We start from the raw sequence: 26,567 nt of genomic DNA on the forward strand, positions 1-26,567 counted from the left end.
GCGGGCCGAGCCGGCGACCCACCTACCCTGGCCGGCATGGCGCTGCTGGCACCCGAGCGGGAGGAGCACGAGGCCTCCCGGCCCACCCCGGACGCCGCCCGCTGCGGCCGGCTGCTGCGCCCGCGCCGCGACCGCACCCCGCCCCTGCCCCGGGACACGCGGCTGTCCTGGCTGCTCACCGGCCTGCTGGGTGCGCTCACGCTGTGCAGCCGGCTCGTCGGCATCCGCTACCCCGCCGACCGGTTGTTCGACGAGGCCTACTACCCGCCCGAGGCCGCGGAGCTGCTGCGCTGGGGCTACGAGTACAACCGCGGCTACACCTTCATCGTCCACCCGCCGCTCGGGAAGTGGCTGATCGCCGTCGGCGAGGCGCTGTTCGGCAACGACTCGTTCGGCTGGCGCCTCCCGAGCGCGGTCGCCGGCTCGATCGCCGTCGTCGTCCTGGTCCGGCTGGCGCGGCGGCTCACCGGCTCGACGCTGCTGGGGCTGCTCGCCGGCCTGCTGCTGGCGCTCGACGGCTTCTCGTTCAGCCTGTCCCGGATCGGCCTGCTCGACATCTTCCTGCAGGTCTTCGTCGTCTCGGCGGTCGCCTGCCTGGTGGTCGACCGCGACCGGGTGCGGGCGCGGATCCGCGTCGCGGGCGAGCGGGCGGCCGGCGGGTTCCGCCTCGGCCCGCGCGGCTGGCGGATCGCCGCCGGGTTCCTCTTCGGCTGCGCCTGCGCGGTCAAGTGGAGCGGCATCTGGTTCCTGGTGTTCTTCGCCGTCCTCTCGATGTTCTGGGACCGCGCGGCCTGGCGGGACGCCGGCTCGCGCACACCCACCCGCGCCGCCGCCCGGTACGGCCTGCCCGGCGGGCTGTGGGCGCTGGCGGCGGTCCCGGTGCTCACCTACCTGGCCAGCTTCACCGGGTGGTTCCTCGGCGAGTCCTCGCAGGGCAAGGCGTGGGCCCAGCAGAACCCGGACACCGCGTTCCCCTTCGTCCCCGACGCGCTGCGCTCGCTGTGGCACCAGCACGCCGAGTGGCTGCGCTTCCACAACGGCCTGTCGACGCCGCACCCGTGGGAGTCGGGCCCGTGGTCGTGGCTGGTCAACGGCCGGCCGATCCTGCTGTGGAACCCGCAGGGCCTCACCGACGACGCCGGCGAGCCGGTGGTGCGCTACATGCTCATGGTCGGCACGCCGACGCTGTGGTTCCTCTTCGTGCCCGCGATGGTCTGGCTCCTCTGGCGGGTGGTGGCCCGGCGCGACCCGGCCGCCGGGGTGGCGACGACGGCGATCGCCGCGGGCTGGCTGACCTGGCTGGTCAACACCGACCGCACGATGTTCATCTTCTACCTCGCACCCGTCGTCCCCTTCCTCGTGCTGGCGATCACGCTGCTGCTGCAGGACGTCATCGGCCCCCGGCAGGGGCAGCGGCGCACCGTCGGCCTGGCGGTCGTCTGCCTCTACGTGGCGGTGGTCGCGGCCACGTTCGTCTTCTTCCTGCCGGTGCTCACCGGGGAGCCGCTCAGCAACGCGGAGTGGCTGCGGCGCATGTGGTTCCCGTCCTGGTTCTGAGGCGACGGCCGCCGCACGCCCCTACCGTGGCGGTGACCACTCCCCGGGAGAGGACGACGATGACCGACGCGCCCGACCGCCCCTCCGTGCTGACCGCCGTGGACGGCGACGTCTGGCGGATCACCCTGGACCGGCCCGAGACCGGCAACGCCCTCACCCCGGCCCTCGCCGCCGAGTTGCTGGCTGCGCTGGCCGCCCGCCCGGAGGACACCCGGGTGATCCTGCTGCTGGGCAACGGGCCGCGCTTCTGCGTCGGCGGTGACGTCGGCTCCTTCGCCGGAGCCGACGACCCGGGACCGTTCGTGGGGCAGCTGGCGCACGACTGGCACGAGGTGATCCGCGCGATCCTCCACAGCCCCGTGCCGGTGGTCGCCGGGGTGCAGGGCGCCGTCGCCGGGGCCGGTGTCGGGCTGATCGGGGCCTGCGACCTGGTCGTCTGCGCGCGGACGACGAAGATCCGCCCCGCGTACGGCGCGATCGGCTTCACCCCGGACGGCGGCACCTCGTGGGCGCTCAGCCGCTCGCTCGGCGCCCCGCGGGCACTGGACATCCTGCTGAGCAACGGCTCGCTCACCGCCGCCGAGGCGCACCTCACCGGGCTGGTGGCGCGCCTGGTCGAGGACGAGGAGCTGCGGTCGACGGCCGAGGCGCTGGCCGCGGAGATCGCAAACGGACCGATCCGCGCGATGGTCCGGACGCGGGCGCTGGTGCGGAAGGCCGCCACGCGCACCCTCGAGGAGCAGCTGGACGACGAGGCGCAGCTGATCGCCGAGTCCGCCGACGACCCGGAGGGCCGCGAGGGCGTGCGGGCCTTCGTCGAGAAGCGCCGGGCAGACTTCCGCAGCGCGACCTGAGCGGGCCGGAACGCACGAACGCCGCCGGGCGGAGGCCCGACGGCGTTCATGGCGTAATGGGTGGAGCTGAGGGGAGTTGAACCCCTGACCCCCTCGATGCGAACGAGGTGCGCTACCGGACTGCGCCACAGCCCCTTACGCGATGCCAGCTTACCGCCCCGGCTCGCCGGTGCCACCACCGGGGCGGCAGCGGCGAGCCGGGGACGGCGGGTGCCTCAGAGGTTGGCCACCCGGCGCGGCTGGTACTCGTCGATGTCGGCGAAACCGAGGTCGTCGTCGTCGAGCCCGACGACGGCGCTGTTCTGCCAGCCGACCGGAGCCGGCGTGCGGGCGGCGACCACGCGGCCGCGGAACTGGGCGACCGGCGCGAGCGGGACGCTGGGGTGCGGCAGCTCCGGCAGCGCCTCGGCGGCGACCGTCTCGTGCACCTCGGGGGCGGTGCGCGGCGCGGGGGCGGCGACCGGTGCGGGGCGGGCCGCGGTCCGCAGTGCCTCGCGGGCGGCGGCCCGGGCGGCGCGACGGGCGGCGAGCCGCTCGCGGCGGGCCACCTTGCGCAGCACCAGCACGTAGCCGACGACTGCGAGGTCGAGGACGACCTGCACGGTCCACAGCCAGGGGCTGTAGACGACGGCGCCGACCAGCGCGACGAGCGCGAGGGCGACCAGCCCACCGAGGGTGCGGCGGCGCAGCGCGTGCACGTCGACCTTCAGCTCACCGCTGGTGAGCAGGGCCGTGCGGTCGATGGACACCCGCTCGGTCTCCGCGTGCACCACCGGGTCCGCCGCGCGGCGCCGCTGCAGCGTCCGCCCGGAATCGGCACGCCCGGTCCGGTCGTCCTGCGCGTCGCCGCGGGTCACCACCATGGGCACCAGCACGACGAACCAGAGGACGACCAGAGCTGCCAGCAGCACGCCTGATCCCATTTCGAACACCACCTGTCACATGAGTCACTCGCGAGGGCGAGGTTATGCAGACGCCCCCTCCGAACGAGGGAGGCGCGCGGCGTGTCGCTGATCGGTCGTGTGACTGGTGTGACGGCGCCGCGGCGTGTCGACACGGGAGAGGCGGTGACCGTCCCGGCCGCGTGCTATCGGCGCGGGCTCAGCGGCCCGCGCGGTCCCGCCAGCGCGCGAGCGCGCCGCCGGGCAGGTCGTCGGCGAGCAGCGCGTAGGCCAGGTGGTCCCGCCACTCCCCGTCGATGTCCAGGTAGCGGCGCAGCACGCCCTCGCGGGTGAAGCCGAGGCGCTCCACGAGCCTCTGGCTGGGCCCGTTCTCCGGGCGGATGTCGGCTTGCAGCCGGTGCAATCCGACCGGTCCGAAGGCGTGGTCGCACACCAGGGCGACGGCGAGCGAGGCCATGCCGCGGCCGGCCACCTCCCGGTCGATCCAGTAGCCGAGCCAGCCCGAGCGCAGCGCGCCCCGGACGACGTTGTCCACCGTCACCTGGCCGGCCAGCCGGCCCTCGACCCGGATGGGCGAACGGCAGGGTGATCCCGGCCCGCGCCCGCCGCGCCAGCGCGGCCCGCATCGCGCGGTAGGCCGCCGGGCTGTGCCGCACCCCCCAGGACTGCGCCGACGTCGGTTCCCAGGGCCGCAGCCAGTCCTCGTTCGCCGAGCGCAGCCGGCTCCACTCCCCCGCGTCGCGGCGGCGCAGCGGCTCCAGCTCGACCGGCCCCCACGCCAGCCGCGCGGGCCAGCCCGGGTGCAGCGCGGGGTCCAGGTCAGCCCCCGAGGAGCAGCGGCATGACCGTGACCAGGCCGCCCGCGGCGACCTCGGTGACGTCCTCGTCGACCACGATGAGGCAGTTGGCCCGCGCCATGCGGGCCAGCAGCGCGTCGGTGCCGTCACCCACCGGTTCGACGACGTACCCGCCGTCGGGGTGCCGCATGACCGTGCCGTGCAGGTACTGCCGGTAGCCCAGCGGGGAGACCAGCGCCTGGCCCGCCACGGCCTGCACGGTGCGGCGGAACAGCTGGCGCTTGCCCAGCATCAGCCGGATCGCCGGGCGCACGAACACCTCGAAGGCGACCAGGGCGGCCACCGGCTCCCCCGGCACGCAGATGACCGGGACGCGGTCGCGGCCCAGCCGGCCGAAGCCCTGCACCGGGCCGGGGTGCATCGTCACCTGGCGGAACTGCATCTCGCCCAGCTCGGCGAGCACCTCCTGGACGACGTCGAACGCGCCCGGTCCGAACGTCCCGGCGATGAGCACCAGGTCGCTGCGCAGCAGCTGGCTCTCCAGCACCTCGGTCAGCCGGCGCCGGTCGGCGGGCAGGATCCCGGAGCGGTAGGCCTCGGCGCCGGCGTCGCGGGCGGCCGCGGCGAGGGCGTAGCTGTTGACGTCGACGACCTGGCCCGGGGCCGGCGCCGTCCCGATGTCCACGAGCTCCGGCCCGGCGCACAGGACGGCGATGCGCGGCCGCGGCCGGACGAGCACGCGCTCGCGGCCGACGGCGGCGAGCAGGCTGATCTGGGCGGGGCCGATCGGCGTCCCGACCTGGACGGCGGGGTCGCCCGGGGCGACGTCGTCCCCCGTGCGGCGCACGTAGCCCCCCACCGGCGGGCCCGCGAGCACCTCGACGCGCACCGCGCCCTGGTCGGTCCACACCGCGGGGACGACGACGTCGGCACCGGTGGGCAGCATCGCGCCGGCGGTGACCCGGTAGGCCAGGCCCGGCCCGATGGTGGCGGGGACGCCCGCGCCGGCGACGCTCTCCCCCACGACCGCGAGCGGGACCGGCGCCGACAGGCGGGCGCCGGCGACGTCCTCGGCCCGGACGGCGTAGCCGTCGAGCGCGGCCTGGTCGAAGGCCGGGAGCGCCCGCTGGCTGATGACCTCCTCCGCGCAGAGCAGGCCCTGCGCGTCGAGCACCGCGAGCTCGATGGGGTCGGGTTGGGGGACGCTGGCCAGGATCTCGTCGAGGTGCCGCTCGACGGTGCAGATCACCGACAGCGGGACGGACTCGGCCGGCGGCAGCGGGATCGGGCCCTCGACGACGGCGCGCGGCGTCGGCAGCGGGGGCAGGTCGCCCGCCGGCGGGCGCACGGGACCGTCGACGAACTGGGTGTCCCGGTAGCCCTGGGACGCGTCGCCCGTGCCCTCGGCGCCGTCGATCCTGCCGGTCATCCCCACCCTCACCACCCGTTCCGCCGTGCCGTCCGCCGTTCGGCGGCACCGGCTCCGCGCGGCACCGCGGGCCCCGATCGGGGGCCGGCGCGGAACCCCGCCGTCCGATGGTGCCCCCTGGGAGCCCCGGTCAGGCCGGCGACGCGCCCTCGGCGGGCAGCTCGCCGACGAACTCGCGCAGCCAGGAGCGCAGCGCGGGGCCCAGGTCGTCGCGCTCGGCGGCGAGGCGGACGACCGCCTTGAGGTAGTCCAGCTTGTCGCCGGTGTCGTACCGGCGGCCGCTGAACACGACGCCGTGGACCGGCTCGCCGCGGGCCACGAGGGTGGCCAGCGCGTCGGTCAGCTTGGATCTCCCCGCCGCGGCCGGGCTCGGTCTCGCGGAGCACGGCGAAGACCTCGGGGGCCAGCACGTAGCGGCCGATGATCGCCAGGCTGCTCGGCGCCTCCTCGACCGGCGGCTTCTCGACCAGCCCGGTGACGGCGACGACCTCGTCCCCGTCGAGGGCCGGCTGCGAGCCGGGCTCGACGGCGACCGCGCCGTACTTGTCGATGTTCTCCATGCCGACGTCGAGCAGCGCGATGACCGAGCCGCCGTGCTCGGCCTGCACCGCGAGCATCTGCTCGAGCAGGTGGTCGCGCTCGTCGATGAGGTCGTCGCCGAGCAGGACCGCGAACGGCTCGTCGCCGACGAACGCCGCCGCCTGCAGGACGGCGTGCCCGAGGCCGCGGGCCTCGCCCTGCCGCACGAAGTGCACCTGCGCGACGTCGGTGGAGGAGCGGACGGCGTCCAGCCGGGCCGCGTCGCCCTTCTTCTCCAGCGCCGTCTCCAGCTCGGGGGTGCTGTCGAAGAAGTCCTCGATGGCGCCCTTGTTGCGGCCGGTCACCATGAGCACCTCGGGCAGGCCCGCGCGGGCGGCCTCCTCGACGATGTACTGCAGCGCCGGGCGGTCGACGACCGGCAGGAGCTCCTTTGGCACCGCCTTGGTGGCGGGGAGGAAGCGCGTGCCCATCCCCGCGACGGGGATGACGGCCTTGCGTGCAGGTCGGGCGCCCGGGCTGGTCATGGCGGGCAGCCTAGCTAGCCTGCCGGGATGCCTCCTGCCGACGACGTGGTGCCGGCCAAGGCCGCGCTGCGGGCCCGGCTGCTCGCCGCGCGCCGGGCCCGGCCTGCGGCCGAGCGCGAGCGGGCGGCGACCGCCGTGGCGGCCGCGCTGCGGACGGGGCTCGCGACGGCGCGCACGGTCGCGGCGCACGTGCCGGAGGCGGTCGAGCCCGGGCACGGGCGGCTGCCGGGCGAGCTCGCCGGAGCCGGCACCCGGGTGCTGCTGCCCGTGGTCCGGGGCCGCGAGCTGGCGTGGGCCGAGCACGACGGCCGGCTGGCCCCGGGCCGGTTCGGGCTGCTCGAGCCGGTCGGCCCGCGGCTGGGTCCGGAGGCGATCGGGTCCGCGGACGCCGTCGTCGTCCCCGCGCTGGCGGTGTCCCGCAGCGGGGTGCGGCTGGGCCGCGGCGGCGGCTACTACGACCGCGCGCTGGCGCACGCCCGGCCGGACGCCGTCCTCGTCGCCGTCGTGTTCGACGGCGAACTCCTCGACGACCTGCCCGCCGAGCCGCACGACCGCAGGGTCACCGCCGTGGTCACCCCCACGGGCGGGTGGGAGATCATCAGCCGCCCGCACCTCCCCCGTCGAACGGAGCCCACGTGACCACGCCCGACGGGAAGCCCGTGCGGCTGGACGCCCGCGCCCTGCGCGACCTGGTGCTCGACCCGGGGTCGTGGGAGTCCTGGGACTCCCCCATCCCGGTGCGCGAGGTCGACGAGGGCTACGCCCGCGACCTGCGCCGCGCCGCGGAGAAGACGCGGCAGGACGAGTCGATCATCACCGGCGAGGGGCGGCTGCGCGGACGGCGGGTCGCCGTCGTCGCCGGGGAGTTCGGCTTCCTGGCGGGCTCGATCGGGGTGGCCGCCGCCGACCGGCTGATCGCCGCGGTGGAGCGGGCGACCGCCGAGGGGCTGCCGCTGCTGGCCGCGCCGGTGTCCGGGGGCACCCGGATGCAGGAGGGCACGGTCGCCTTCCTGCAGATGATCGGCATCACCGCGGCCATCGCGCGGCACAAGCAGGCCGGGCTCCCCTACCTGGTCTACCTGCGCAACCCCACCTTCGGCGGCGTGCTGGCGTCGTGGGGCTCGCTGGGGCACGTGACGATCGCCGAGCCGGGCGCCTCGATCGGCTTCCTGGGCCCGCGCGTGTACGAGTCGCTCTACGGCGAGCGCTTCCCCGAGGGCGTGCAGACGGCGGAGAACATGGCCGAGCACGGGCTCATCGACGCCGTCGTCCCGCACGACGAGATCGCCGAGGTCGCCGACCGGGCGCTGCGGGTGCTCGCCGCGCGGCAGACCTGGCACGTCGACGTCGCCTCGGCCGACCGGCCGGGTCCGGACGACGGCGCGGACGGCGACGACCCCGAGGACGGCCGCACCGCGTGGGACGTGGTGACGGCGTCCCGCCGCACCGACCGGCCGGGTGTGCGCCGGCTGCTGCGCACCGCGGCCACCGACATCGTGGGGCTCTCGGGCACCGGGGCCGGCGAGAAGGACCCCGGCCTGCTGCTCGCGCTGGCCCGTTTCGGCGGGGCGCCGTGCGTCGTCCTCGGCCAGGACCGGCGGGGCCAGTCGACGGCGGCGCCGCTGGGGCCGGCGGCGCTGCGCGAAGCGCGCCGCGGCATGCACCTGGCGCAGGAGCTGCGACTGCCGCTGGTGACGCTCATCGACACCCCCGGCGCCGCGCTGTCGCGCGAGGCCGAGGAGGGCGGGCTGGCCGGCGAGATCGCGCGCTGCCTGCAGGACCTGGTGATGCTCCAGGCGCCGACGCTGGCGGTGCTGCTGGGCCAGGGCACCGGCGGTGGCGCGCTGGCGCTGGTGCCGGCCGACCGGGTGCTCGCGGCCGCCAACGGCTGGCTGGGCCCGCTGCCGCCGGAAGGCGCCTCGGCGATCGTGCACCGCGACACCGACCACGCCGGCGAGATGGCGCAGGCGCAGGGGGTCCGGGCCACCGACCTGTGGCGCGCGGGGATCGTGGACCGCGTCGTCCCGGAGCGGCCGGACGCCGCCGACGAGCCGACCGAGTTCTGCCTGCGCCTGGGCCGCGTGCTCGGCGAGGAGCTGGCCGGCCTGCTCGGCCGGGACGACACCGAGCGCTTCCGCACCCGGCTGCACCGCTACCGCCACCTCGGCAGCTGAAGCCGCGCCACGATCAGGTGACCTGATCATCGCGCTTCCTCCCTCACGGTCGGCGGTGAGGGAGGACGCTGCGCGGTGAGGGAGGATGCCGCTGCACCCACCCGCGGCCGCCCACGGCGGCGTGCTCCCGGCGCACCCACCCGGCGATAGGCCGAACGGTCAGGGCCGGGGGTTCACCCGCGTCCAGCCGCGGTCGTCGCGGCGGCCGCCGAGCCCGGCGCGGCACCGGCGGCACACCACCTGGACCTCCTCGGCGTGCCGACCGCTCTCCGGCTGGACGTCGGCCCAGCTGACGTGGGAGAACCGCCGGAGACCCGACCGGTGCAGCGACAGGCCGCAGACGGTCTCGTTGCGGCCGCGCTCCCAGCCGTGCACCTCGCCGGCCGGATACCGGATGCCGTCGTCCGGATCGACCCACGTACCCGTCGCCGCCACCGCTGCCATGCCAGGCCCTTACCCGTCCCGTGGCCGGGCGACCACCCTCGGCAGGAGGCGCTCGGACACCGGGCTGCGCCGGGTGGTGCTCACCCGCAGTCGTCGTGGGCGCGGCGGACCATCCCGTGGGTCAGCCCCGGCCGTCGACGTCGCCTCTGGAACCCGCGCCGCCGTCCCGACGGGCCAGCGCCACGGTCCACCGCGAGACCGCCGGCGGCTGCGGGGTCGCCGTCCATGTAGAGCTCCCCGGTCATCACGGAACTCAGCCGGTGGGGCTGGCTGGGGTGGACCGACCGAGGGTTCCGGCGCTCGCTACGGGGCGGGAGGACCACCGGGGCGCGGTCGAAGATCTCGGCGCGCAGGCGGTCGTCGGACATCGCATCCCGCCCGTGCAAGGCCACCTGGACGGCGCTGCCTCCGTCGCTCTCCGGCCGCTCCGCGAACTGCCGCAGGGCACGCCGGCCGGCCGCAGTCGTGTGCGCGTGCGTCTTTCCCACGAGCCGGGCCGGGATGGCGCGGCGCACCAGCCCGTCCCGGGTGAGGTGGCGGAACTCCTCATCCATCCGACGGTCGTGCAGGAACCGGGAGGTGATCACGTCCACCGACCGGTGCCCCCGGCTGCCGATCGCGTCCAGCACCGCCGCCTCGACGGGATGCCCGGACGACGTCGCCTCGGGCGTGGAACTCGCCGGACGGGTCGACGCGGACCAGACCGGACTCGACCAACGCAACGACCGCGGTGTCCACCAGCCTCGGCAGGCCACCGGCCAGTACCGCCACGTCGTACACGTCGAGGGGGCGTGTGCTCTCGGGAGTCGTCATGGTCGCCGCCCTTCAGGGTCGCGGAGAACCGGTCGTCGCACGTGCATCGTCCCGCTGCACTCCCGGAGTGCACAGGGACCTAGGGAACCCCCCTCCCCGGGCTCGCGGTCACCCTCACGAAGGGTGCGGACGTGACCCTCGCCGGCGGGGTGTTGCGGCCTCCACAACACCCTGGGCGGTCCCTTCGGCCCTGTGCTCCGGTCATCTCCGGAGGAACCCTGGACCACCCGCGCAGGACCCGCGGTTCCCACGGCCCCGAGAGGTGGCGGGTGATCATGGCGCTCCCCGGCGACGGCCAACCACTCGACGTGTACGACGCGGCGGTTCTCGCCGGCGGGGTTCCTCGGCTGGTGGACACCGCGCTCGTGGCCCTGGTGGAGGCCGGACACGTCCGCGTCGAACCCTCCGGGGAGTTCCGCGCCGAGGCGACGTCGTCCGGGCACCCCGTCGAGGCCGCCGTGCTGGACGCGGTCGCCGGCCGGGGACACAGCTCGGTGGACCAGATCCACGGGCGGCTCGTTCGCGAGCAGAAGCTGGCGCCGGAGTTGCAGCGGCTCACCGCGGCCGGGCTCGTCCGCCGCGCCACCCTGTCCCGGCTCGTCCGGCACACGAGCGCGTACACCCCCACGGCGGCGGGACGACGCGCCCTGCGATCGTTCGCCGAACACACGCAGGACGCCGGCAGCAACGCCGCCCAGGTCGCGCTCCACGGGAGGGAGACGATGCCCGACCGCCGGCTGCACGACGAGATCTTCGTCCGCGCTGCGGCGGTCCCCGTGCCGCGCCGTGACCGCCAGAATTCGCGAGCGGTCGACCCCGGCAGCCTGGGTCAGGAGGACTACCGCACCCGGATGAGCTCACCTCGCGGCGGGCGCGAGCACTACGGCTATGGCGGCGCAGGAGGCCCCCAGGGTGGCTTCTCCGGCGGCGACGGGTGATGCCCGGTCAGCAGCGCACCTGCAACCCCCTCGCGGAGGGCCGGCGACTCGTCGATCGGCGGAGGGCCCCCGTACCCGCGCACGGGTTCGCGCCAGGACACGCGGGCCGACTGCGCTGTGGCGCCGGTGTCTCCACTCCCGTGACGTCGTGGCCGCACCGCACCGGCAGGTGAAGACAGGAGCCTGAGCTGCGACTTCTGCCGCGACGAAGATGCCGCGACAGCTCCCGACGGCCTGCTCGGCGGCCGCGTCACCGAGCGCCGCGCTGTTCCGCCAGCCGTACCACGCCGGTCGTGGCGGCTGGGCGTCTCGATTCCACGGCGACGTCGTGGGTGGCGAGTCGGGAGTGGGCGGCCGCGTGGCGCAAGGCCCACGCTCGCCGACCGTCGTGGACGGGTGGCCGCGTCATGGCGCATCATTGGCAGTCGCCGGGTAGGAGTGCCAGCCCGGTCCCCACCTCCGCTCGACCAGGGAGCCCACGCACGTGCCCACCTACCAGTACGCCTGCACCAACCCCGAGGGAAAGCACGAGTTCGAGGTCGTCCAGTCGTTCACCGACGCCGCGGTCGCCGAGTGCCCGCAGTGCGGTGCCCCGGTGCGCAAGGTCTACGGCTCGGTCGGCGTCGTGTTCAAGGGCTCCGGCTTCTACCGGACCGATAGCCGCAGCTCGTCGTCGGCCACGGAGACCGCCTCGACGTCGAGCAGCTCGTCCTCGGACAGCAAGCCGGCCGCCGCGGCGAGCGGGCCCGCCGCGACCTCGGGCAGCGCGGCCAAGGCCGCCGACTGACCCCGGCCCGTCCACAGCGGGCGGGCCCGTCCACAACTGCTCCGACCCGGGCCCACCGCGCCCCGGGCGGCGGCAGGCTCGGCGCATGCCGCGCTTCCGCCGTCCCCGCTCCCCCGCCGCACTCGCCCGCCGGGTCGCCGCCCTCCTGCTGACCGCGACCGCGCTGGTCCTCGCGCTGCGCCCGGGCCCACCGGCCGGCGCGGCCGCCCCGGAGCCGGTGCCCGTCGTCGTGGCCGCCCGGTCGCTCGACGCCGGGCGCGCGCTGGGCCCCGGCGACCTGGCCCTGAGCCGCTATGCCGTCGGCACCGCGCCGGGTGGTGTGGTCGCCGACCCCGCCCTGCTGGTCGGCCGCGTGCTCGCCGGCCCCGTGCGGGCGGGTGAACCGCTGACCGATACCCGCCTGGTCGGCCCCGGCCTCACCGCGCTGCTGACGAGCGGTCAGGTGGCCGCGCCGGTCCGGCTCGCCGACCTCTCCGTGGCCGCGCTGGTGCGCACCGGGGACCGGGTCGACGTGCTGGCCACCGCGCCGGGTGCAGCCGAGGCCGAGGTGCTGGCGGCCGGCGTGCGCGTGCTGGCCGCCGGGGGCTCCGGCGAGGACCGGGCTACCGGCCTGCTGCTGGTGGCGGTCGACCCGCCCACCGCGGCGCGACTCGCCGCGGCGTCGACCAGCGACACGCTGACGGTCAGCCTGCCTCCCCCGTGAGTCCGCTCGCCAGCAGCCCCCTCGCGCGGTTGTATGTCGCCCATGATCAAGGGATTCAAGGACTTCCTGCTGCGCGGCAACGTCGTCGACCTCGCCGTCGCGGTCGTGATCGGCGCCGCCTTCACCGCCGTCGTCGGCCAGTTCACCGCCTCGTTCCTCGAGCCGCTGATCGCCCTCGTCGGCGGCGGCGGGCTCGACGGTGGCACGTTCACGGTCAACGGGCAGGTCTTCGACTGGGCGGCCTTCGTCAACGCGGTCATCACGTTCGTGCTGACCGCGGCGGTCGTCTACTTCGTCGTCGTGGTGCCGATGAAGAAGATCATCGAGCGGCGCAAGCGCGGCGAGGAGGCCGGTCCTGCCGAGCCGACGCAGGTCGAGCTGCTGGTGGAGATCCGCGACCTGCTCCGCGCGCAGCAGGGCCAGGGCCCCGGGCCGCGACCCGTCCGGCCCCGGGACAACGGTGCTGCCCGGGCAGCTCTGACGTCAGTCGCTGCCCCAGTGCGGCGGCCGGTCCTCCAGGTAGCGGCGGTCGCTCTCGGAGAGCTCGGCCGGCCGCTCCCCCCACCCCACGTCGCTGTCGTCCGGTGCCCGCCGCACCGGCGCGGCGGGCACCGGGGCGGGAGCGGCCGGCTCCTCCGGCAACGGCTGGCCGAGCCCCTCGAGCACCTCCGCCGAGGCCAGCGCGGCGAGCACCGCTCCCGGCACGGCGAGCTTGCTGCCCCGGGTGCCGGACCCGATGACGACGAGGTCGGCCGCGGCCACGGCGGCATCCACCAGCACCGGCCACGACGACGGCAGCCCGACCGGGGTGATGCCCCCGTAGGCCATGCCGCTCTCCGCGACCGCGACGTCCTGCGGGGCGAACGACGCCTTGCGTGCGCCCAGGTGCCGGCGGACCAGCCCGTTGACGTCGGCCCGCGTGGTCGCCAGCACCAGGCAGGCGGCCAGCGAGGTCTGCCCGGCGCGGCGGGCGGCCACCACCACGCAGTTGGCCGAGGCCTCCGCCGGCACCGCGTACGCCTCGGTGAAGGCGGCGGTGTCGGCGAGCTCGTCGTCGATCTCGGCCACCCAGGCCGGCCCGGTGAGCTGCGCGAGCGCGTCGGCCACCGGCGCGCCCAGCAGCTCGGGGTGCTCGGCGGCGGGCAGCCAGGTCAGGGAGCCCAGGACGGGCGGGGTGGGAGCCACCCCCTGATCCTGCGCCCGGGACGCCCGGCGCTGCCCGCGGGGGTGATCCGGGCCAGGATGGCTCCCATGATCGGCCAGCTGCACTCCGTCGTGATCGACGCGCCCGACGCGCACGCCCTCGCCGGCTTCTACGCCGAGCTGCTCGGGATGGAGGTGAAGGGAGCCCCCGGGGACGACTGGGTCGTGGTCACCGGCGCCGGCTACCGCATCGCCTTCCAGCAGGCCCCCGACCTCCGGCCGCCGGACTGGCCGGACCCCGAGCGGCCCCAGCAGTTCCACCTCGACATCCGCGTCGCCGACATCGGCGAGGCCGAGCCTGCGGTGCTGGCGCTCGGCGCGCGCCGGCTGCCCGGCGAGGGCGGCGACTTCCGCGTCTACGCCGACCCGGTCGGCCACCCCTTCTGCCTGGTGTGGGACGCGTGACCGGGGACCGCCCGGCGCCCGCCTTCGTCGGCGCCATGGGCTTCACCACCGCCGAGGTCACCGGTACACGGGTCACCGGCAGCGCCGACCTCGGGCCCGAGCACCACACCCCGTGGGGCGTCGTCCACGGCGGCGTCTACTGCGCGATCGTCGAGACCGCCGCCAGCGTGGGCGCCAGCCGGGCGGTGCAGGAGCACGGCCAGTTCTCGGTGGGCGTCAACAACAGCACCGACTTCATCCGGTCCATGACCGCCGGCCGGGTCGACGTCGTCGCCGAGCCGGTCCAGCAGGGCCGCACCCAGCAGCTGTGGCAGGTCGCGCTCACCCGCGCCGAGGACGGCAAGCTCGTCGCCCAGGGCCGGGTACGCCTGCAGAACGTGCCCCTGCCGGGCAGCTAGGCGAGCGCAGCAGGGTCCAGCACGACGGAGAACAGCGCGCGCGGGTCCTGCAACGTCGCCGGCGGCCGGGCGGCCGACCGCGGGACCACCCGGTCCCAGCGGGCCGCCCGGCGGTGCGGCAGCAGCTCGCGTCCCTGGAACAGGTAGTCCCCGACGACCTCGCCGAGCAGCAGCCCGGCGCCGTGCTCGATCGGCAGCCCCACCGGATCGCCCGGGCGCAGCTCGTCGAGGAAGGTCGACAGCTGGCGCAGGTCCTTGGCCGGGCGCCGGCCGGAGATCTCCTTGGAGAGGTCGCGTAGCTCGGCCGGGCCGAGCCCGGTGGCATCCACGTCGATGCCCGACTGGGTGCCCAGCCCGATCACGCCGGCGGCCAGGCAGGCGCCGAGCTCGTTGTGCGCCCGCGGCCGGACCACCCACACCCGCACGCCCTCGGGCGCCGGGGCCGGCGGCACCTCGTCGGCGCCCGGCCACACGTAGGGCAGGTCGTCGGGGTCCCCCGGGAACCGGGGCCGGTAGAACTCCGGGTCCTTCGCCAGCAGGTTCGAGCGGTGCGACAGGTGCAGCTCCTCGTCGCCCACCCACGAGGGCAGCAGCCCGGCCGCCTGCGCCTCCGCCTGCGTCATGGCCGCGGCGTCGGGGGCGAACTCCGAGATCAGCGCCTCGGTGGTGTCGGCGAACCCGCGTTCGCGCCACACCCGGACCATCGCCAGGGAGTAGACGACCAGCCCCGCGGTGTGCCCGCGCCACATGGTGACCACCGGGTGGTTGGCCCACCCGTAGTCCGGCAGCTCGAGGGCGCGCAGCACCTGCAGGCACTCGACCCGCTGCTTGCCGAGCCGGGGGTTGTCGAGGAGGCGGGCGGACTCGGTGAAGTCGGCGACCGGGACGAAGGTCTGCATCAGCAGCGCTCCTGCCCGCTCCCCCCAGCCCGGTCAATCGCCCGGTCAACCGCCCAGCGAGCGCAGCGCGTCCTCCCAGCGGGCCCGCCGCTCGTCGTCGGACTGGTCCCACCAGGCGGTGCCGCGCTCCCCCAGGCCGGTCTTGGCCAGCTGGACCGTCGCCCGGGCGGCGGCCACGGCCGCGTCGTCCCCGGCCTTCGTCGCCGCCCGCACCCCGGAGCGCCCCACCCCGAGGTGGTGCAGCAGCCGCTCGCGGACGTCGTCGGGCAGCGCCGGGTCCGCCGTCCGCCACCGCCGCCCGTCGACCACGACGTACCGGCCGTCGTCGGTGCGCTCGACCTCGCGGCTCATCCGGCCAGCCGGGCGGCCAGCGCCGGGAGCACCTCGCCGAGCGGGGCGTCCACCCGCAGGTCGGCCTTCGCGTCGCCGCGCGTGGGGCCGACGTTCACGATCGCCACGGGCACCCCGATCTTGGCCGCGTGCAGCACGAACCGGTAGCCGCTCATCACGGTCAACGACGAGCCCAGCACCAGCAGGCAGCCGGCGCCGTCGACGAGGGAGAAGCAGGAGTCCACCCGGTCGCGGGGGACCGTCTCGCCGAAGAAGACGACGTCGGGCTTGAGCAGGTCGGCCCCGCAGGCCAGGCACTCGACCATGACGAAGTCGTCGAGCACCTCGTCGGGCAGCTCGGCGTCGCCGTCGGGGTTGATCTCCTCGGCGCGCGGGCCGAAGCCGGGGTTGGCCGCCCGCAGCCGCTCGTCGAGCGCCGCCCGGCCGGCCACGTCCCCGCAGCCGAGGCAGACCGTCCGGTCCAGCCCGCCGTGCAGCTCGATGACGTCGGTGGCGCCGCCGGCCTGGTGCAGTCCGTCGACGTTCTGGGTGATCAGCCCGCCGAGCAGGCCGGCCGCCTGCAGCCGGCCCACCGCCCGGTGCCCGTCGTTGGGCCGGGCCGCGCGCATCTGCCGCCAGCCCACGAAGCTGCGCGCCCAGTACCGGTGCCGGCCGCGCGGGTCGCGGGTGAAGGTCTGGTAGGTCATCGGGGTGTGCCGGCGCAGGCTGCCGGTGGCGCCCCGGTAGTCGGGGATGCCCGAGTCGGTGGACAGGCCGGCTCCGGAGAGGACGACGACGTCGCCGTCGGCCAGCAGGTCGGCCAGGGCGTCGAGTGCGGCGCCGACGGCGGGCGGGGCGAGGGTCACCGGCCCATGGTCCCCGCCGAGCGGCGTCCGCGCCCGGATCAGCCGGCGGCGAGCTCGGCGTCCAGCCGCGCGATGAGGTCGGAGTACACGCGGGCCAGGCCCTTGGGCGCGAAGGTCCGCTCGAAGAACCCGCCGATGCCGCCGGCGCCGTTCCAGGTGGTGCGCACCCGCACGGTGGTCACGCCGGTGTCCGCGGCGAGCACCGTCCAGGTCGTGACCATGGAGGAGTTCCGGTCGGTCTCCACCAGGGTGCCGGGGGCCGGCTCGGTGACGTCGAGCAGCTGGTCGCGCACGCGCTTGGAGGTGGCGGCGAACTTCCAGTGCACCGTCGTCCCGACCCCGTGCCCGCCGGCCTCGACCCGGTACTCGCTGAACTGCACGGGCAGGATCCGCGGCCGCACCGTCTCGTAGTCGGCGAGCGCGCGGACCACCAGCTCGGCGGGCGCGGACACGATTCCTCCAGCGGTGGCGACGACCTGGCTCATGCCGCCATCCTCCCGTGCGCCGCGATCCGGCGATCAGGCGGTCACCGCCTCCCGCGGCGGGAACAGCCGGCGCAGCACGTCGGCCAGCGTGACGACGCCGACGACCGACCCGCCTTCGACGACGACGGCGAGGTGGTTGCGGGTCTCGCGCATGGCCTTGAGCGCGGCGTGCACGGTGGTGCCGGCGTCCAGCCGGAACACCGGCCGGGCGAACTCCGCCACCGGCGCGTCGTCGGCCGCGGCGAGGGTGTCGCGGACGTGCACGACGCCGACGATCCGGTCGCCGCTGCGGGTCAGGATGCGCAGGTGCCCGGTGCGCCGGGTGGCCGCGCGGAGCTCGCCGGCGGTGGCGCCGGCGGGCACGGCCGCCAGCGGCACGGTCGGGTCGACGAGCTCGCGCACGGTCAGCTGCTCGAGCTCGAGGACGCCGGCGATCTGCTCGGAGAAGCTGGCGTCCAGCGCGCCGACGTTCGCCGAGTGCTCCACCAGGTGCCGCAGCGCGTCGGGGCTGTGGCCGACGGCCAGCTCGTCGACGGCGTCGACGCCCACGAGGCGCAGCAGCCGGTTCGCGGCGACGTTGAGCAGGCGCAGCACCGGGCGGAACACGGCCATGAAGGCGCGCATCGGCACCGCGAGCAGCGTGGCCGACCGCTCGGGGTGGGCGATCGCCCACGACTTCGGCGCCATCTCCCCCACCACGAGGTGGATGAAGGTGACGATCAGCAGGGCGAGGACGAAGGCGACGACGTCGGCCGCGACCAGGGGCAGGCCCCAGCTCGTGAACAGCGGCGTCAGCCAGTGGTGCACCGCGGGCTTGCTGATCGCACCGAGCGCCAGCGTGGCGGCGGTGATGCCGAGCTGCGAGCCGGCCAGCAGCAGGGTCAGCTCGGCGGAGTTGCGCAGCGCGGCCCGGGCGGCGCGGCTGGTGGGCGCGGCCTCCTCGAGGCGGTGCCGCTTGGCGGCCAGCGCGGCGAACTCGACGGCCACGAAGAACGCGCTCAGCGCCACGATGACGACCGTCGCGGCGACGACGACCCACGGGTTGTCGCTCATCGGGAGGTCTCCTCGGTGTCCGTGGCGTCGTCGTCGGCACCGGCGGCGGTGCGGTCGGGCAGCTCGAGGCGCACCCGTGAGGGCACGTGCCGTTCCACCTCGAGCACCTCGATGCTGAGCAGCCGCGGCTCGGGCTCGTCGGCGTGCACCAGGTCGCCGGGGTCCGGCGGCAGCTCGACGGTCAGCCGGGTGCCCGGCTCCGGCAGGGTGCCGGCCGCGGCGATGACCAGGCCGGCGATCGTCTCGTAGTCCCCCTGCGGCAGGTCGACGGCCAGCGCCCGCTCGACCTCGTCGACGTGCACGTCGCCGGGCATCTCCCAGACGCCGTCGCCCTCGACCGGCACGTACTCGGGGTGCTCCTCGTCGTGCTCGTCGGTGATCTCGCCGACCAGCTCCTCGGCGAGGTCCTCGAGCGTGATGACGCCGGCGAAGCCGCCGTACTCGTCGATGACGCAGGCCATCTGCTCGCCCGCGTCGGTGAGCTGGCGCAGCGCGTCGGGCAGCGAGGTGAAGGTGGAGACGACCAGGCAGGGGCGGGCCATGGCGGTGACCGGCGCGTCGTCGTCCGCCGTCGTCGTCAGCAGGTCGGCGAGGTGGACGACGGCGACCACGTCACCGGTCGCGGGGTCCAGCACCGGGTAGCGCGAGTGGCCCTGGGCCATGAGCTCGCGCAGCTGGCCGACCGTGTCGGCCGGGGTCACGGTGCCGACCCGGGGGCGCGGGATCATCGCGTGCTCGACGTGCTGGTTCGGGAAGTCGAGGATCCGGTCGAGCATCATCGACAGCTCCGCCGGCAGGTTCCCGCTCTCCCGTGACTCCTCGAGGATGTGCTCGAGGTCGCGGGCGGTGGCGGCGTGCTCGACGTCGTGGACCGGCTCGATCCGCAGCGCCTTGAGCAGCAGGTTCGAGGCCTGGTCGAAGACGCGGATCAGCCAGCCGAGCAGCGTCAGGTAGACCACGGTGGACCGCGCCAGCCACAGCGCGACCGGCTCGGGCCGGGCGATCGCGAGGTTCTTCGGGAAGAGCTCGCCGAAGAGCATCTGCACCAGGGTGGAGAAGAGCAGGGCCAGCACGGCGCCGATGCCGACGCTCACCCCGGAGGGGACGTCGACCCCGCCGAGCAGCCCGCCGATCGACTCGCCGATCAGCGGCTCGGCCACGTACCCGACCAGCAGGCCGGTGACGGTGATGCCCAGCTGGGCGCCGGAGAGCATGAACGAGGTGCGGCGGGTGACCGTCAGGGCCCGCGCCGCCGCGGGGTCACCGGCCTCGGCGCGGGCGGCCAGCGTCGAGCGGTCGATCGCCATGTAGGCGAACTCCTGCGCCACGAAGTAGCCCGTGACCGCGGTGATGCCGAGCACCACCAGCACGCCGAGCAGGAGGGAGAGGAGATCTGTCACCGGCCACGCACCCCCTCAGCGGGGCAGGGAGTCGTGGCCTGGGGACTGTGACTTGTACTCATGTCTCTCTTCGACGAGGGCGCGGGCGCCGGCGGGCGCTCGCGGGGGTCAACGGGCGGATGGGCCGCCGCGTTCCGGCTCCGCGGGATCAGTGCGCGGGATCTCCGCCGCCGTGCAACCGGTGGACGACGGCGTGCCCCTCGCCCCGAGCGATCAGCCGGCGGTCGACCGGCACGGTGACGACGTCGTCGACCAGCTCCACGACGGCGATCGCGACGGTATCGGCGGCCGGCGCCACCCGGACGGCGGCGCGCAGGGGCAGCCCGGCCCGGGCCGCGGCATGGTCCCTCAGCGAGTCAGCGCGTGGCAGATCCAGCAGCGCGGCCACTCGTCACCGGTGTCGTCCGGCCAGCGCCAGTCCGCCGGGTCGAGCAGCACGACCGGCGCCATGCACACCGCCCGGCCGACGAGGAAGCCCGCGCTGTCGACCGCGTGCAGCCGACCGGTCGGCATCTCCACCGGCTCGCCGGACCACGACCGGACGCCGATGCCGTCGGCGCCCACGATCCACCTCGGCCGACCGGTCTCCGGTCGGTTCGCGCCCTCGTCGTGACCGGTCGTCACCTCCGCACCTCCGGTGCTCCATGACCCCACGCCCGGAGGGCCGGCAGCAAGAATCGGGCGGGCGGACCGCGGCCCGCGGCTCACCCGCCGCGCATCCCGGACCACCGGGCCGGGTAGCAGCAGGGAACCGGCCCGGACGGGTCAGGGGCACCACGGCCCGGTCGCATCGCGTGGCGAGGGGAGGGCGCATGTCCGGCGAGGACGCGGTCCAGCGGTTCGAGTTCGCCACCGGCGACGTGCTCCGCGCGCACGAGGCCATCCGGGACACGTTCGCCGGCCACCGGCTGTTGATCCGGGGGAGCCAGGAGGACTTCCGCTACCGGCAGACGACGGCGACGGCCGGCGACCTCTCGGTCGACTCGCTGCTGCACACCACGTGCGTGCGCGAGGAGGTCGACCCGATCGACGCCGTGTGGGTCGGGCTGGTCGCCGGCGGCCGGTTCCAGGTCGGCCACGCCCGGGAGCAGGTCAGCGGCACGGCCGGTGAGGTCCTGCTGTTCCCGCAGGGCGTGGACTTCACCTGCGAGTGGCGGCTGATGGACCTGCGGGTCGTCCGGCTGCCTGCCGCCCAGGTCGCCCGCCGGGCCGCTGAGGTCGCCGGGGTCGATCCGCGGGACTTCCGGTTCCACGGGCTGACCCCGATCTCCCCCGCCCTCGGCCGGTACTGCGCGAACACCATCGGCTACGTGCGCTCGCTCTTCGCGGGCGACGACGCGACGATCGCCGAGCCGCTGGTCCGGGCCGCGGCGCTCGACTCCGTCGCGGCGGCCGTGCTGGCCACGTTCCCGTACAGCGCGACGGACGACGAGGCGGCTCGGTCGGTCGATCACGGCACACCGGCCTCGGTGCGACGCGCCCTCGAGCTCATCGAGGCCCGGGCCCACGAGCCGCTCACCCTGCACGCCATCGCCGAGGGCGCCCGCGTCGGCCCGCGCGCGCTGCAGGAGGCGTTCCGCCGGCACCGCGACACGACGCCGATGGCCCACCTCCGCGAGACCAGGCTGGACCGGGCGCACCGGGAGCTGCTGGCCGCCGACCCCACCGGGGGCACCACCGTGGCCTCGGTCGCCGCCCGCTGGGGGTTCGGCCATCGCGGCCGGTTCGCCGAGGAGTACCGACGTCGCTTCGGGCGCAACCCGCAGCAGACCCTGCTGTCCTGAGCTGCGCGGGCCCGCTACCGGGCGGCGGTGACCGCCGCCTCGACGGGGTCGTACAGCTGAGCGGCCAGGGTCACACCGAGCTGGGCGTCGGCCTCGAGCACGAGGAAGGCGCCGAAGCCGCCGTCGAGGTCGAGCCACGGGACCGCCCCGTACGCCCCGGGGTCGTTGATCCGGTTGCTCCCGTCGCGGTCGACCCACCAGCCGAGGCCGTACCCCGTACCGGTCAGGGTCGTGCCGCCGAAGACCTCGCCGATGCGGTCGGTGTGCATGCGCTCGACCGACTCGGGCTCCAGGACCTGGGTGTCCCCGCAGCGGCCGCCGCGCAGCTGCATGAGCAGCAGCTCGGCGTAGTCGACGGGGTCGATGTAGAGGCCGCCCTCCATGCTCGGGTTCTCGGTCGGCGCCAGCACGCCCGGGTCGCCCCCGAACTCGGCCGGGTAGCCGGACAGGCCCTCGCCGATCTGGGTCCAGTGGTTGTTGTAGCCCAGGGAGTCGACGCCGCACGGCTCGACGTAGGTCTCCTCCAGCAGCTCCGCCCAGGTCCTGCCCGAGACGGTCTCGGCCACCGCGCCGGCGATCTGCCACTGCACGCCGCCGTAGCGCCACTCGGTGTCCGGCGGCGCGATGTCGGCGTCGTCGGCGGGGGTGGTCCAGGCGCCGGTCCCGCACTGCTCGAGCTCGCCCGCCGGCAGGAACTGGCAGACGTAGGGCCCGTACGCCGGGCTCGGCAGCAGCCCCACGAATCCGGAGCTGCTCGAGAGCAGCTGGGCGACGGTGACGCCGGGGTTCTGCCCGGCCGCCCAGTCGACGTACTCGGCGATCGGCTGGTCGAGGTCCAGCAGGTCCTGGTCGGCGAGGCGCACCAGCACCCCGGCGGTGACCATCTTCGACGCCGACGCGACCAGCGACACCCGGTCGGCGTCGAACTCGCCGACGTACTCCTCGCCGACGATCCCGTCGTCCTCCTGGACGACGACCAGGCCCGCGCCGTTCAGGTCGTGCTCGGCGACGAACGCCTCGAGCACCGGCCGGACGGCGGAGATGTCGTACTCGCGCTCGGCTGCCCCGGACGCGGTGGAGGCCTCGGCGGCGTCGGCGGAGTCGTCGGACGAGCAGCCGGTCGCGGTGAGCGTCGCCAGCAGGGCGAGCACCCCGGCCGTGGACCGGAGGCGGGCGCGGGAGGAGGTCACGCGGCGACAATGCCGCAGATCGGAGTGCCCCCGGCAGGATTCGAACCTGCGACACACGGTTTAGGAAACCGATGCTCTATCCCCTGAGCAAGTGCTCGCGCATCGACACCGTCTTGACCAGTAAGGACGCGATCGCGACCTAAACCGACGTTCGCTGCGGCCCTCGACGTCCGATCCTTATCGCATGCGAGTTGCACGACCGGCTCACGCCTCAAGCGGCGCAGACGGCGACCCGACAACCCCGACATGACTGAGAGCGCAGACGCGACAGACGTCCACCCCTACACGACCGTGGAGCGACGAGCGGCTCGCCTGAAGGACGAGGCGGAAGCGTGGGCGGCAGGAGACGCAGCCTTCATCGCGCTCGCTGGTGGTCCCATCCGAGCGAACCGCATCTACCGCCGCACCCAGCGGGGGCTCTCGTCCCCGGTAACGATGCACGGCGTCCTGATCGAGCCGGTGCAAAACGGACTTTGGCGCGTGAGCCGGACGGGCCGCCACCCACTGCTCTTGCGGGCCGTTGAGTACCACTTGGTTGGCAAGCGCCGGCTACTCGTCGTTGAGAACGAGTTGTCCGCCCTCCCACCTAAGACCGTTGCGGCCGATCCCCTGTTTTGGATGGATCAGGCCATCGACTTGGAGTGAACGGCCACGGGCGGGGCGCTCCTGTCACAGTCTGCGCCATCAGTGCTCTTGTCACCGGTGTGTGCGATTGCGACCCGACGGACACGGGCGGTCGATAGATCGCGAAGTTGTCAGACATGTCCTATAGACAGCACTCATCACCGCTGAGAAGGAGATGAATGGCAGTCGACGACCGGCCTCTGGGTGGACCCGAGTCAGTTCCTGAAACTGCACTTGAGCGGGCGTACTGGTACCTCGCGGGCCAGCGCAAGCATCTCCCGTGTAGGCCCCGGTCCGCCTGCGGACAGTGCATCCAGTCCCTTGATCTCATGCAAGCCATCTGGGAAGAGTTGTGGCCATGGGACACGGCTGACGAAGTGGAACGCGAGGCTCGACTGCTGGTGGAGTTCTTTTATCTCCAGGGGGCCTTGGGGCTCGACATCCACGTTCCAGGTCCCCTTTTCGACGTTTCCCTGGTCCCGTAGCCCGGTTGGGATGCGAACTCCGCACCGGGGACGCTCCGCCCTCGCTGGTCGACTCAAGTCGATGTTCCCGGCGGCTCCTTGGTCGTTCCTCCCGCGTCCCGCCGGGAACATCGAACTTTCGAAGACCACTCTTTAGACCCCGGTATTGCCCCTGATGCCATCAAGGGCAGTCGACCCTGACGGCATCAGGGGTAGATCGAGGCGTCGCATGTCGGTCGTCGGAGTCCCGTCACAAAAATCTTGCCGAGAGGAAACTGCAGGTGAGCGCAAATCACAGGGGCTACGCGGTTCCGGTCCGCCGAGACAGGGACGGCAGCCCGATCGTGCTGTGCTACTGGGATTCGCAGGCAGGCACGGGTCCCGCCGAGTATTGGGCGATCTGGTGCAGCACCTGTGCCGAGGTCGTATCCCCTCCCTTGGAGGGTTCGTTGGGTCTCGTGGACCTCGACGGCGCGCCCGAGTCGCAGGCGAACATCGTCCTGAGGGACGAGGAGCGCATGAGCGTCGCCCACGCCATCGCGATGGGTCAGCATTCCCACCGGAACACGGAATACGCGGCGCCAACCACGTCCGGTGGACCTACGTCCTCCCGAGTCGCCACAGAGGATCGTCGAACAGGCGAAGCATCCGACGACCTGATCGCCCTCGCTGCGAGGGGGTGACTCGGCCCTGCGCCTCACACAGCGAGGCGCTGAAGATGCAACCCACCGCATCGCGGACTCCGCCCCGGAAGTTGAACAGACCTCGCCAGCGGCGGTCGGGTCCCCCAAGATCATCACCGCCTGGACGACGGGGCAAACGACCTCCTTCTGCGTGTGTAACGCCTTCCCGCCTCGGTGAACGCCCAACCGAGGGCCTTGCGATGTCTCCGACGGGCATGGCTATCATCGCTGCGTGTCGATGAAAGCGGAGTCTGCCGCAATCACTGTGGACGCAACGGTTAACGAGCCGGCCGCGCTCTCGGCGGCGGCATGCATGTTCCGCAGCCTGGGCGATCCGGCTCGCCTAGCGATCTTGCGCCACCTCGCACTTGGCGAGCACAAAGGGGACTGCCCAGGGTTCGGTTGACTCCTTGCCTGTGAGGTTTCGGCCTCGCTGGAAGGATCAGCACCGTGCCCAAGCCGTTCCCCAAGGAGTTCCGGCGTGACGTGATCGCGGTGGCCCGGCAGGGCGACCAGTCGATCGCACAGGTTGCCAAGAGCTTCGGGATCTCCGAGTCCTGCCTGCAACGCTGGCTGAAGATCGCCGACCGCGACGACGGCCTGGCCGCCAAGACCTCGCCGCCGGCCGGCTCGAGCACCGGCAGCGACCTGGAAGCCGAGAACCGGGAGCTGCGCAAGCGGGCCAAGCAGCTGGAGCAGGAGAACGAGATTCTGCGCCGGGCGACCGCGTACTTCGCCCGCGACGTCCTCCCAAAATGATGTACCCGCTGGTCCAAGACCTCGCCGCCGACAAGATCCCTGTCGCGGTGACCTGCCGGGTGCTCGGCTTCTCCAAGCAGGCCTTCTACAAGTGGCAGGCCAACCCGGTCAGTCAGCGCGACTGGGACGACGCGCACCTGATCAACGCCGCGATCGACATCCACCACGACGATCCGGAGTTCGGCTACCGGTTCATCGCCGACGAACTCGCCGACAAGGGGCTGCGGGCCTCCCGCAACCGGGTCAACCGGCTCTGCACCTCGCAGCGGCTGTGGTCGGTGCACTCCCGCAAGCGCGGCCTGAACCGCAAGCCCGGACCGCCGGTGCACGACGACCTGGTGCGCCGGGACTTCACCGCCGAGCGCCCCAACCAGCTGTGGCTGACCCGACATCACCGAACACCCCACCGCCGAGGGCAAGCTCTACCTCTGCGCGATCAAGGACGCCAGCTCCAAGCGGATCGTCGGCTACTCCATCGACGCCCGGATGACCTCCGAGCTGGCGGTCAACGCGCTCCGTAATGCCATTGCCCTGCGCGGCCCGGTCGGCGCGATCATGCACTCGGACCGCGGCAGCCAGTTCCGTTCCCACGCCTACGTCCGGGCTCTGCGCGAGGCCCAGTTGCGCGGCTCGATGGGCCGAGTCGGAGCGTGTGCTGACAACGCCGCCATGGAGTCCTTCTTCAGCCTGCTGCAGAAGAACGTCCTCAACCGACAACGCTGGACCACCCGCGAGGAACTACGACTGGCGATCGTGGTCTGGATCGAGAAGACCTACCACCGCCGCCGGCGCCAAGACGCCCTCGGCCGCATGACCCCTATCGAGTTCGAGACACTGACCCAGACCGCTCACGCGGCCTGACCGCCCCTACCGAGACGAGTCAACTGAAGTCTGGGCAGTCCCCCCCGCGCCACCTGGACCTCGATGCGGGCGGCCTAAGGGTTGAGCGTGCTGCGGAGGAGGTTCGAGGGCGACTCGGCTGGAAGCCCCCAAAGGACCACGAAGTCCGTGTGGTCCGGCTGCCCCGCGCGCTCGTCTCCGACTTGATCACGCATCGGAGAAACATGGAAGCCGCAGGCAGCCCACTGCTCTGGCCGGGCCCGCGCACGCATGGGGTGGACATCCCTCGTCGTCAAGGATGGATGCACAGGGCGTGGGCGCCAGCAGCCGACGCGGCGGGCCTCGGCCCAGATCCCGCAGGGGACGTGGCGTCGAGGAGATCGCTGCGAAGGTCCGACCTTCGCCCGACGTGCGCGTCGCTGATGCACGCCGCAGGCGCCACCCTGGCCGAGATCCAGCGCCAACTCGGGCACGCTCCGGGAAGTGACGTGACGCTGCGCGTCTATACGGAGGTCGCTGAGGCGGCGGAACAGGCCCAAGGTGGATGGGCTCATGCCCGCGACCTCACCGGAACGCTCGTAGACCGCTTGGACGTGCTCTACCGCGAGGGTGTCCGCCGAGACCTCCAACAGATGGGTCGTCTTCCGTTGGATCGCACGCTAGTTGCACGGGTTCCGGCGCGGCCAACCCGCGTCAGGGAGCCCCTGCCCACCTGACCTGCG

28 protein-coding genes, 2 tRNA genes and 2 pseudogenes are annotated in these 26,567 nt (G+C 74.1%); 13 read left to right on the forward strand and 19 right to left on the reverse strand.

All coding sequences use genetic code 11. From position 1 onward, the window contains the following. The first annotated feature begins 36 nt into the window (after nucleotides 1-36). Nucleotides 37-1,557: a dolichyl-phosphate-mannose--protein mannosyltransferase gene (locus JKP76_RS01860; RefSeq protein ID WP_200489334.1), complete on the forward strand. Its 1,521-nt coding sequence runs from the start codon at nucleotides 37-39 to the stop codon at nucleotides 1,555-1,557. Nucleotides 1,558-1,589: 32 nt separating this feature from the next. After that, nucleotides 1,590-2,411, forward strand: a complete 822-nt coding sequence (locus JKP76_RS01865) for an enoyl-CoA hydratase-related protein (RefSeq protein WP_309229450.1) — start codon at nucleotides 1,590-1,592, stop codon at nucleotides 2,409-2,411. A gap of 61 nt (nucleotides 2,412-2,472) precedes the next feature. Here JKP76_RS01865 and JKP76_RS01870 read toward each other — a convergent pair. From JKP76_RS01870 to JKP76_RS01890, 5 genes are all read right to left on the reverse strand, one after another. Next, a tRNA-Ala gene (locus tag JKP76_RS01870) sits at nucleotides 2,473-2,546 on the reverse strand. An 80-nt stretch (nucleotides 2,547-2,626) separates the two neighbouring features. Then, on the reverse strand, nucleotides 2,627-3,322 hold the full coding sequence (locus JKP76_RS01875) for a hypothetical protein (RefSeq protein ID WP_309229449.1): 696 nt from the start codon (nucleotides 3,320-3,322) through the stop codon (nucleotides 2,627-2,629). 190 nt (nucleotides 3,323-3,512) lie between these two features. Beyond that, on the reverse strand, nucleotides 3,513-3,848 hold the full coding sequence (locus tag JKP76_RS20005) for a GNAT family protein (protein ID WP_309232798.1): 336 nt from the start codon (nucleotides 3,846-3,848) through the stop codon (nucleotides 3,513-3,515). A 284-nt stretch (nucleotides 3,849-4,132) separates the two neighbouring features. Further along, nucleotides 4,133-5,539, reverse strand: coding sequence for a gephyrin-like molybdotransferase Glp (gene glp / locus JKP76_RS01885; RefSeq protein ID WP_200489336.1), 1,407 nt, complete (start codon nucleotides 5,537-5,539; stop codon nucleotides 4,133-4,135). A gap of 8 nt (nucleotides 5,540-5,547) precedes the next feature. After that, nucleotides 5,548-6,603: a UTP--glucose-1-phosphate uridylyltransferase gene (locus tag JKP76_RS01890; protein WP_242471150.1), complete on the reverse strand. Its 1,056-nt coding sequence runs from the start codon at nucleotides 6,601-6,603 to the stop codon at nucleotides 5,548-5,550. Nucleotides 6,604-6,630: 27 nt separating this feature from the next. On the opposite strand from JKP76_RS01890, the gene JKP76_RS01895 reads away from it, so the two are divergent. After that, nucleotides 6,631-7,242 (forward strand): 5-formyltetrahydrofolate cyclo-ligase, encoded by a 612-nt coding sequence (locus JKP76_RS01895; RefSeq protein WP_200489337.1) that lies wholly within the window; start codon nucleotides 6,631-6,633, stop codon nucleotides 7,240-7,242. Beyond that, nucleotides 7,239-8,777 carry a carboxyl transferase domain-containing protein gene (locus JKP76_RS01900; protein WP_200489338.1) on the forward strand — a complete coding sequence of 513 codons (1,539 nt, stop codon included), beginning with the start codon at nucleotides 7,239-7,241 and terminating at the stop codon, nucleotides 8,775-8,777. The genes JKP76_RS01895 and JKP76_RS01900 overlap by 4 nt, the downstream gene beginning before the upstream one ends. Before the next feature lie 159 nt (nucleotides 8,778-8,936). On the opposite strand, the gene JKP76_RS01905 is transcribed toward JKP76_RS01900, so the two are convergent. From JKP76_RS01905 to JKP76_RS23765, 3 genes are all read right to left on the reverse strand, one after another. Then, on the reverse strand, nucleotides 8,937-9,221 hold the full coding sequence (locus JKP76_RS01905) for a hypothetical protein (protein ID WP_200489339.1): 285 nt from the start codon (nucleotides 9,219-9,221) through the stop codon (nucleotides 8,937-8,939). Nucleotides 9,222-9,301: 80 nt separating this feature from the next. Next, nucleotides 9,302-9,850 (reverse strand): hypothetical protein, encoded by a 549-nt coding sequence (locus JKP76_RS01910; protein ID WP_200491431.1) that lies wholly within the window; start codon nucleotides 9,848-9,850, stop codon nucleotides 9,302-9,304. Next, the gene (locus tag JKP76_RS23765) at nucleotides 9,768-10,034 is read right to left on the reverse strand and encodes a TIGR04222 domain-containing membrane protein (RefSeq protein WP_200489340.1); all 267 of its coding nucleotides are present in this window, start codon (nucleotides 10,032-10,034) and stop codon (nucleotides 9,768-9,770) included. The genes JKP76_RS01910 and JKP76_RS23765 overlap by 83 nt, the downstream gene beginning before the upstream one ends. 275 nt (nucleotides 10,035-10,309) lie before the next feature. On the opposite strand from JKP76_RS23765, the gene JKP76_RS01920 reads away from it, so the two are divergent. The 4 genes and pseudogenes from JKP76_RS01920 to mscL form a co-directional block, all read left to right on the forward strand. Then, entirely contained in the window at nucleotides 10,310-10,972 is a 663-nt protein-coding gene (locus JKP76_RS01920; protein WP_200489341.1) for a TIGR04222 domain-containing membrane protein, read from the forward strand. Nucleotides 10,973-11,456: 484 nt separating this feature from the next. Next, the gene (locus tag JKP76_RS01925; RefSeq protein ID WP_200489342.1) at nucleotides 11,457-11,759 is read left to right on the forward strand and encodes an FmdB family zinc ribbon protein; all 303 of its coding nucleotides are present in this window, start codon (nucleotides 11,457-11,459) and stop codon (nucleotides 11,757-11,759) included. Between the two features lie 85 nt (nucleotides 11,760-11,844). Beyond that, nucleotides 11,845-12,462, forward strand: a complete 618-nt coding sequence (cpaB, locus tag JKP76_RS01930; protein WP_200489343.1) for a Flp pilus assembly protein CpaB — start codon at nucleotides 11,845-11,847, stop codon at nucleotides 12,460-12,462. Between the two features lie 42 nt (nucleotides 12,463-12,504). Continuing rightward, nucleotides 12,505-12,864: pseudogene (mscL, locus tag JKP76_RS01935) on the forward strand (large conductance mechanosensitive channel protein MscL); the annotation flags it as partial. A gap of 81 nt (nucleotides 12,865-12,945) precedes the next feature. Here the strand turns inward: mscL and JKP76_RS01940 are convergent. After that, nucleotides 12,946-13,647: a YbaK/EbsC family protein gene (locus JKP76_RS01940; RefSeq protein WP_200491224.1), complete on the reverse strand. Its 702-nt coding sequence runs from the start codon at nucleotides 13,645-13,647 to the stop codon at nucleotides 12,946-12,948. Nucleotides 13,648-13,713: 66 nt separating this feature from the next. Here JKP76_RS01940 and JKP76_RS01945 point away from each other — a divergent pair, with 66 nt between their 5' ends. Further along, complete coding sequence (locus JKP76_RS01945; RefSeq protein ID WP_200491225.1) at nucleotides 13,714-14,070, forward strand: VOC family protein; 357 nt, start codon at nucleotides 13,714-13,716, stop codon at nucleotides 14,068-14,070. Then, nucleotides 14,067-14,468: a PaaI family thioesterase gene (locus tag JKP76_RS01950; protein WP_309229447.1), complete on the forward strand. Its 402-nt coding sequence runs from the start codon at nucleotides 14,067-14,069 to the stop codon at nucleotides 14,466-14,468. The genes JKP76_RS01945 and JKP76_RS01950 overlap by 4 nt, the downstream gene beginning before the upstream one ends. Here the strand turns inward: JKP76_RS01950 and JKP76_RS01955 are convergent. The 8 genes from JKP76_RS01955 to JKP76_RS01990 form a co-directional block, all read right to left on the reverse strand. After that, nucleotides 14,465-15,367: an MSMEG_6728 family protein gene (locus JKP76_RS01955; protein ID WP_200489344.1), complete on the reverse strand. Its 903-nt coding sequence runs from the start codon at nucleotides 15,365-15,367 to the stop codon at nucleotides 14,465-14,467. The genes JKP76_RS01950 and JKP76_RS01955 overlap by 4 nt on opposite strands. Before the next feature lie 45 nt (nucleotides 15,368-15,412). Next, nucleotides 15,413-15,718, reverse strand: a complete 306-nt coding sequence (locus JKP76_RS01960; protein ID WP_200489345.1) for a biopolymer transporter Tol — start codon at nucleotides 15,716-15,718, stop codon at nucleotides 15,413-15,415. Further along, nucleotides 15,715-16,563 (reverse strand): NAD-dependent protein deacetylase, encoded by an 849-nt coding sequence (locus JKP76_RS01965; protein WP_200489346.1) that lies wholly within the window; start codon nucleotides 16,561-16,563, stop codon nucleotides 15,715-15,717. Before JKP76_RS01965 ends, JKP76_RS01960 begins: the two co-directional genes overlap by 4 nt. A gap of 38 nt (nucleotides 16,564-16,601) precedes the next feature. After that, the gene (locus JKP76_RS01970; protein WP_200489347.1) at nucleotides 16,602-17,048 is read right to left on the reverse strand and encodes an SRPBCC family protein; all 447 of its coding nucleotides are present in this window, start codon (nucleotides 17,046-17,048) and stop codon (nucleotides 16,602-16,604) included. A 33-nt stretch (nucleotides 17,049-17,081) separates the two neighbouring features. Beyond that, nucleotides 17,082-18,101: a hemolysin family protein gene (locus JKP76_RS01975; protein ID WP_200489348.1), complete on the reverse strand. Its 1,020-nt coding sequence runs from the start codon at nucleotides 18,099-18,101 to the stop codon at nucleotides 17,082-17,084. Beyond that, nucleotides 18,098-19,501 (reverse strand): hemolysin family protein, encoded by a 1,404-nt coding sequence (locus JKP76_RS01980; protein WP_200489349.1) that lies wholly within the window; start codon nucleotides 19,499-19,501, stop codon nucleotides 18,098-18,100. The genes JKP76_RS01975 and JKP76_RS01980 overlap by 4 nt, the downstream gene beginning before the upstream one ends. Before the next feature lie 148 nt (nucleotides 19,502-19,649). Continuing rightward, nucleotides 19,650-19,889 (reverse strand): hypothetical protein, encoded by a 240-nt coding sequence (locus tag JKP76_RS01985; protein WP_200491432.1) that lies wholly within the window; start codon nucleotides 19,887-19,889, stop codon nucleotides 19,650-19,652. Beyond that, nucleotides 19,850-20,125: a hypothetical protein gene (locus tag JKP76_RS01990; RefSeq protein ID WP_200489350.1), complete on the reverse strand. Its 276-nt coding sequence runs from the start codon at nucleotides 20,123-20,125 to the stop codon at nucleotides 19,850-19,852. Before JKP76_RS01990 ends, JKP76_RS01985 begins: the two co-directional genes overlap by 40 nt. A gap of 188 nt (nucleotides 20,126-20,313) precedes the next feature. Between JKP76_RS01990 and JKP76_RS01995 the strand changes: the two genes are divergently transcribed. Beyond that, entirely contained in the window at nucleotides 20,314-21,285 is a 972-nt protein-coding gene (locus JKP76_RS01995) for a helix-turn-helix transcriptional regulator (RefSeq protein ID WP_200489351.1), read from the forward strand. 14 nt (nucleotides 21,286-21,299) lie between these two features. Here JKP76_RS01995 and JKP76_RS02000 read toward each other — a convergent pair whose 3' ends face one another. Further along, nucleotides 21,300-22,475, reverse strand: a complete 1,176-nt coding sequence (locus tag JKP76_RS02000; protein WP_200489352.1) for a serine hydrolase — start codon at nucleotides 22,473-22,475, stop codon at nucleotides 21,300-21,302. Between the two features lie 28 nt (nucleotides 22,476-22,503). After that, nucleotides 22,504-22,565: transfer RNA gene (locus tag JKP76_RS02005), tRNA-Arg, on the reverse strand. 156 nt (nucleotides 22,566-22,721) lie between these two features. On the opposite strand from JKP76_RS02005, the gene JKP76_RS02010 reads away from it, so the two are divergent. Together JKP76_RS02010 and JKP76_RS02015 are read left to right on the forward strand one after the other, a co-directional pair. Beyond that, nucleotides 22,722-23,120, forward strand: coding sequence for a hypothetical protein (locus tag JKP76_RS02010; RefSeq protein WP_200489353.1), 399 nt, complete (start codon nucleotides 22,722-22,724; stop codon nucleotides 23,118-23,120). Between the two features lie 1,576 nt (nucleotides 23,121-24,696). Continuing rightward, nucleotides 24,697-25,866, forward strand: a pseudogene (locus tag JKP76_RS02015) (IS3 family transposase). Nucleotides 25,867-26,567 lie beyond the last annotated feature (701 nt).

The sequence above is a fragment of the Blastococcus sp. TML/C7B genome (genome assembly GCF_016612845.1).
GTDB lineage: Bacteria > Actinomycetota > Actinomycetes > Mycobacteriales > Geodermatophilaceae > Blastococcus.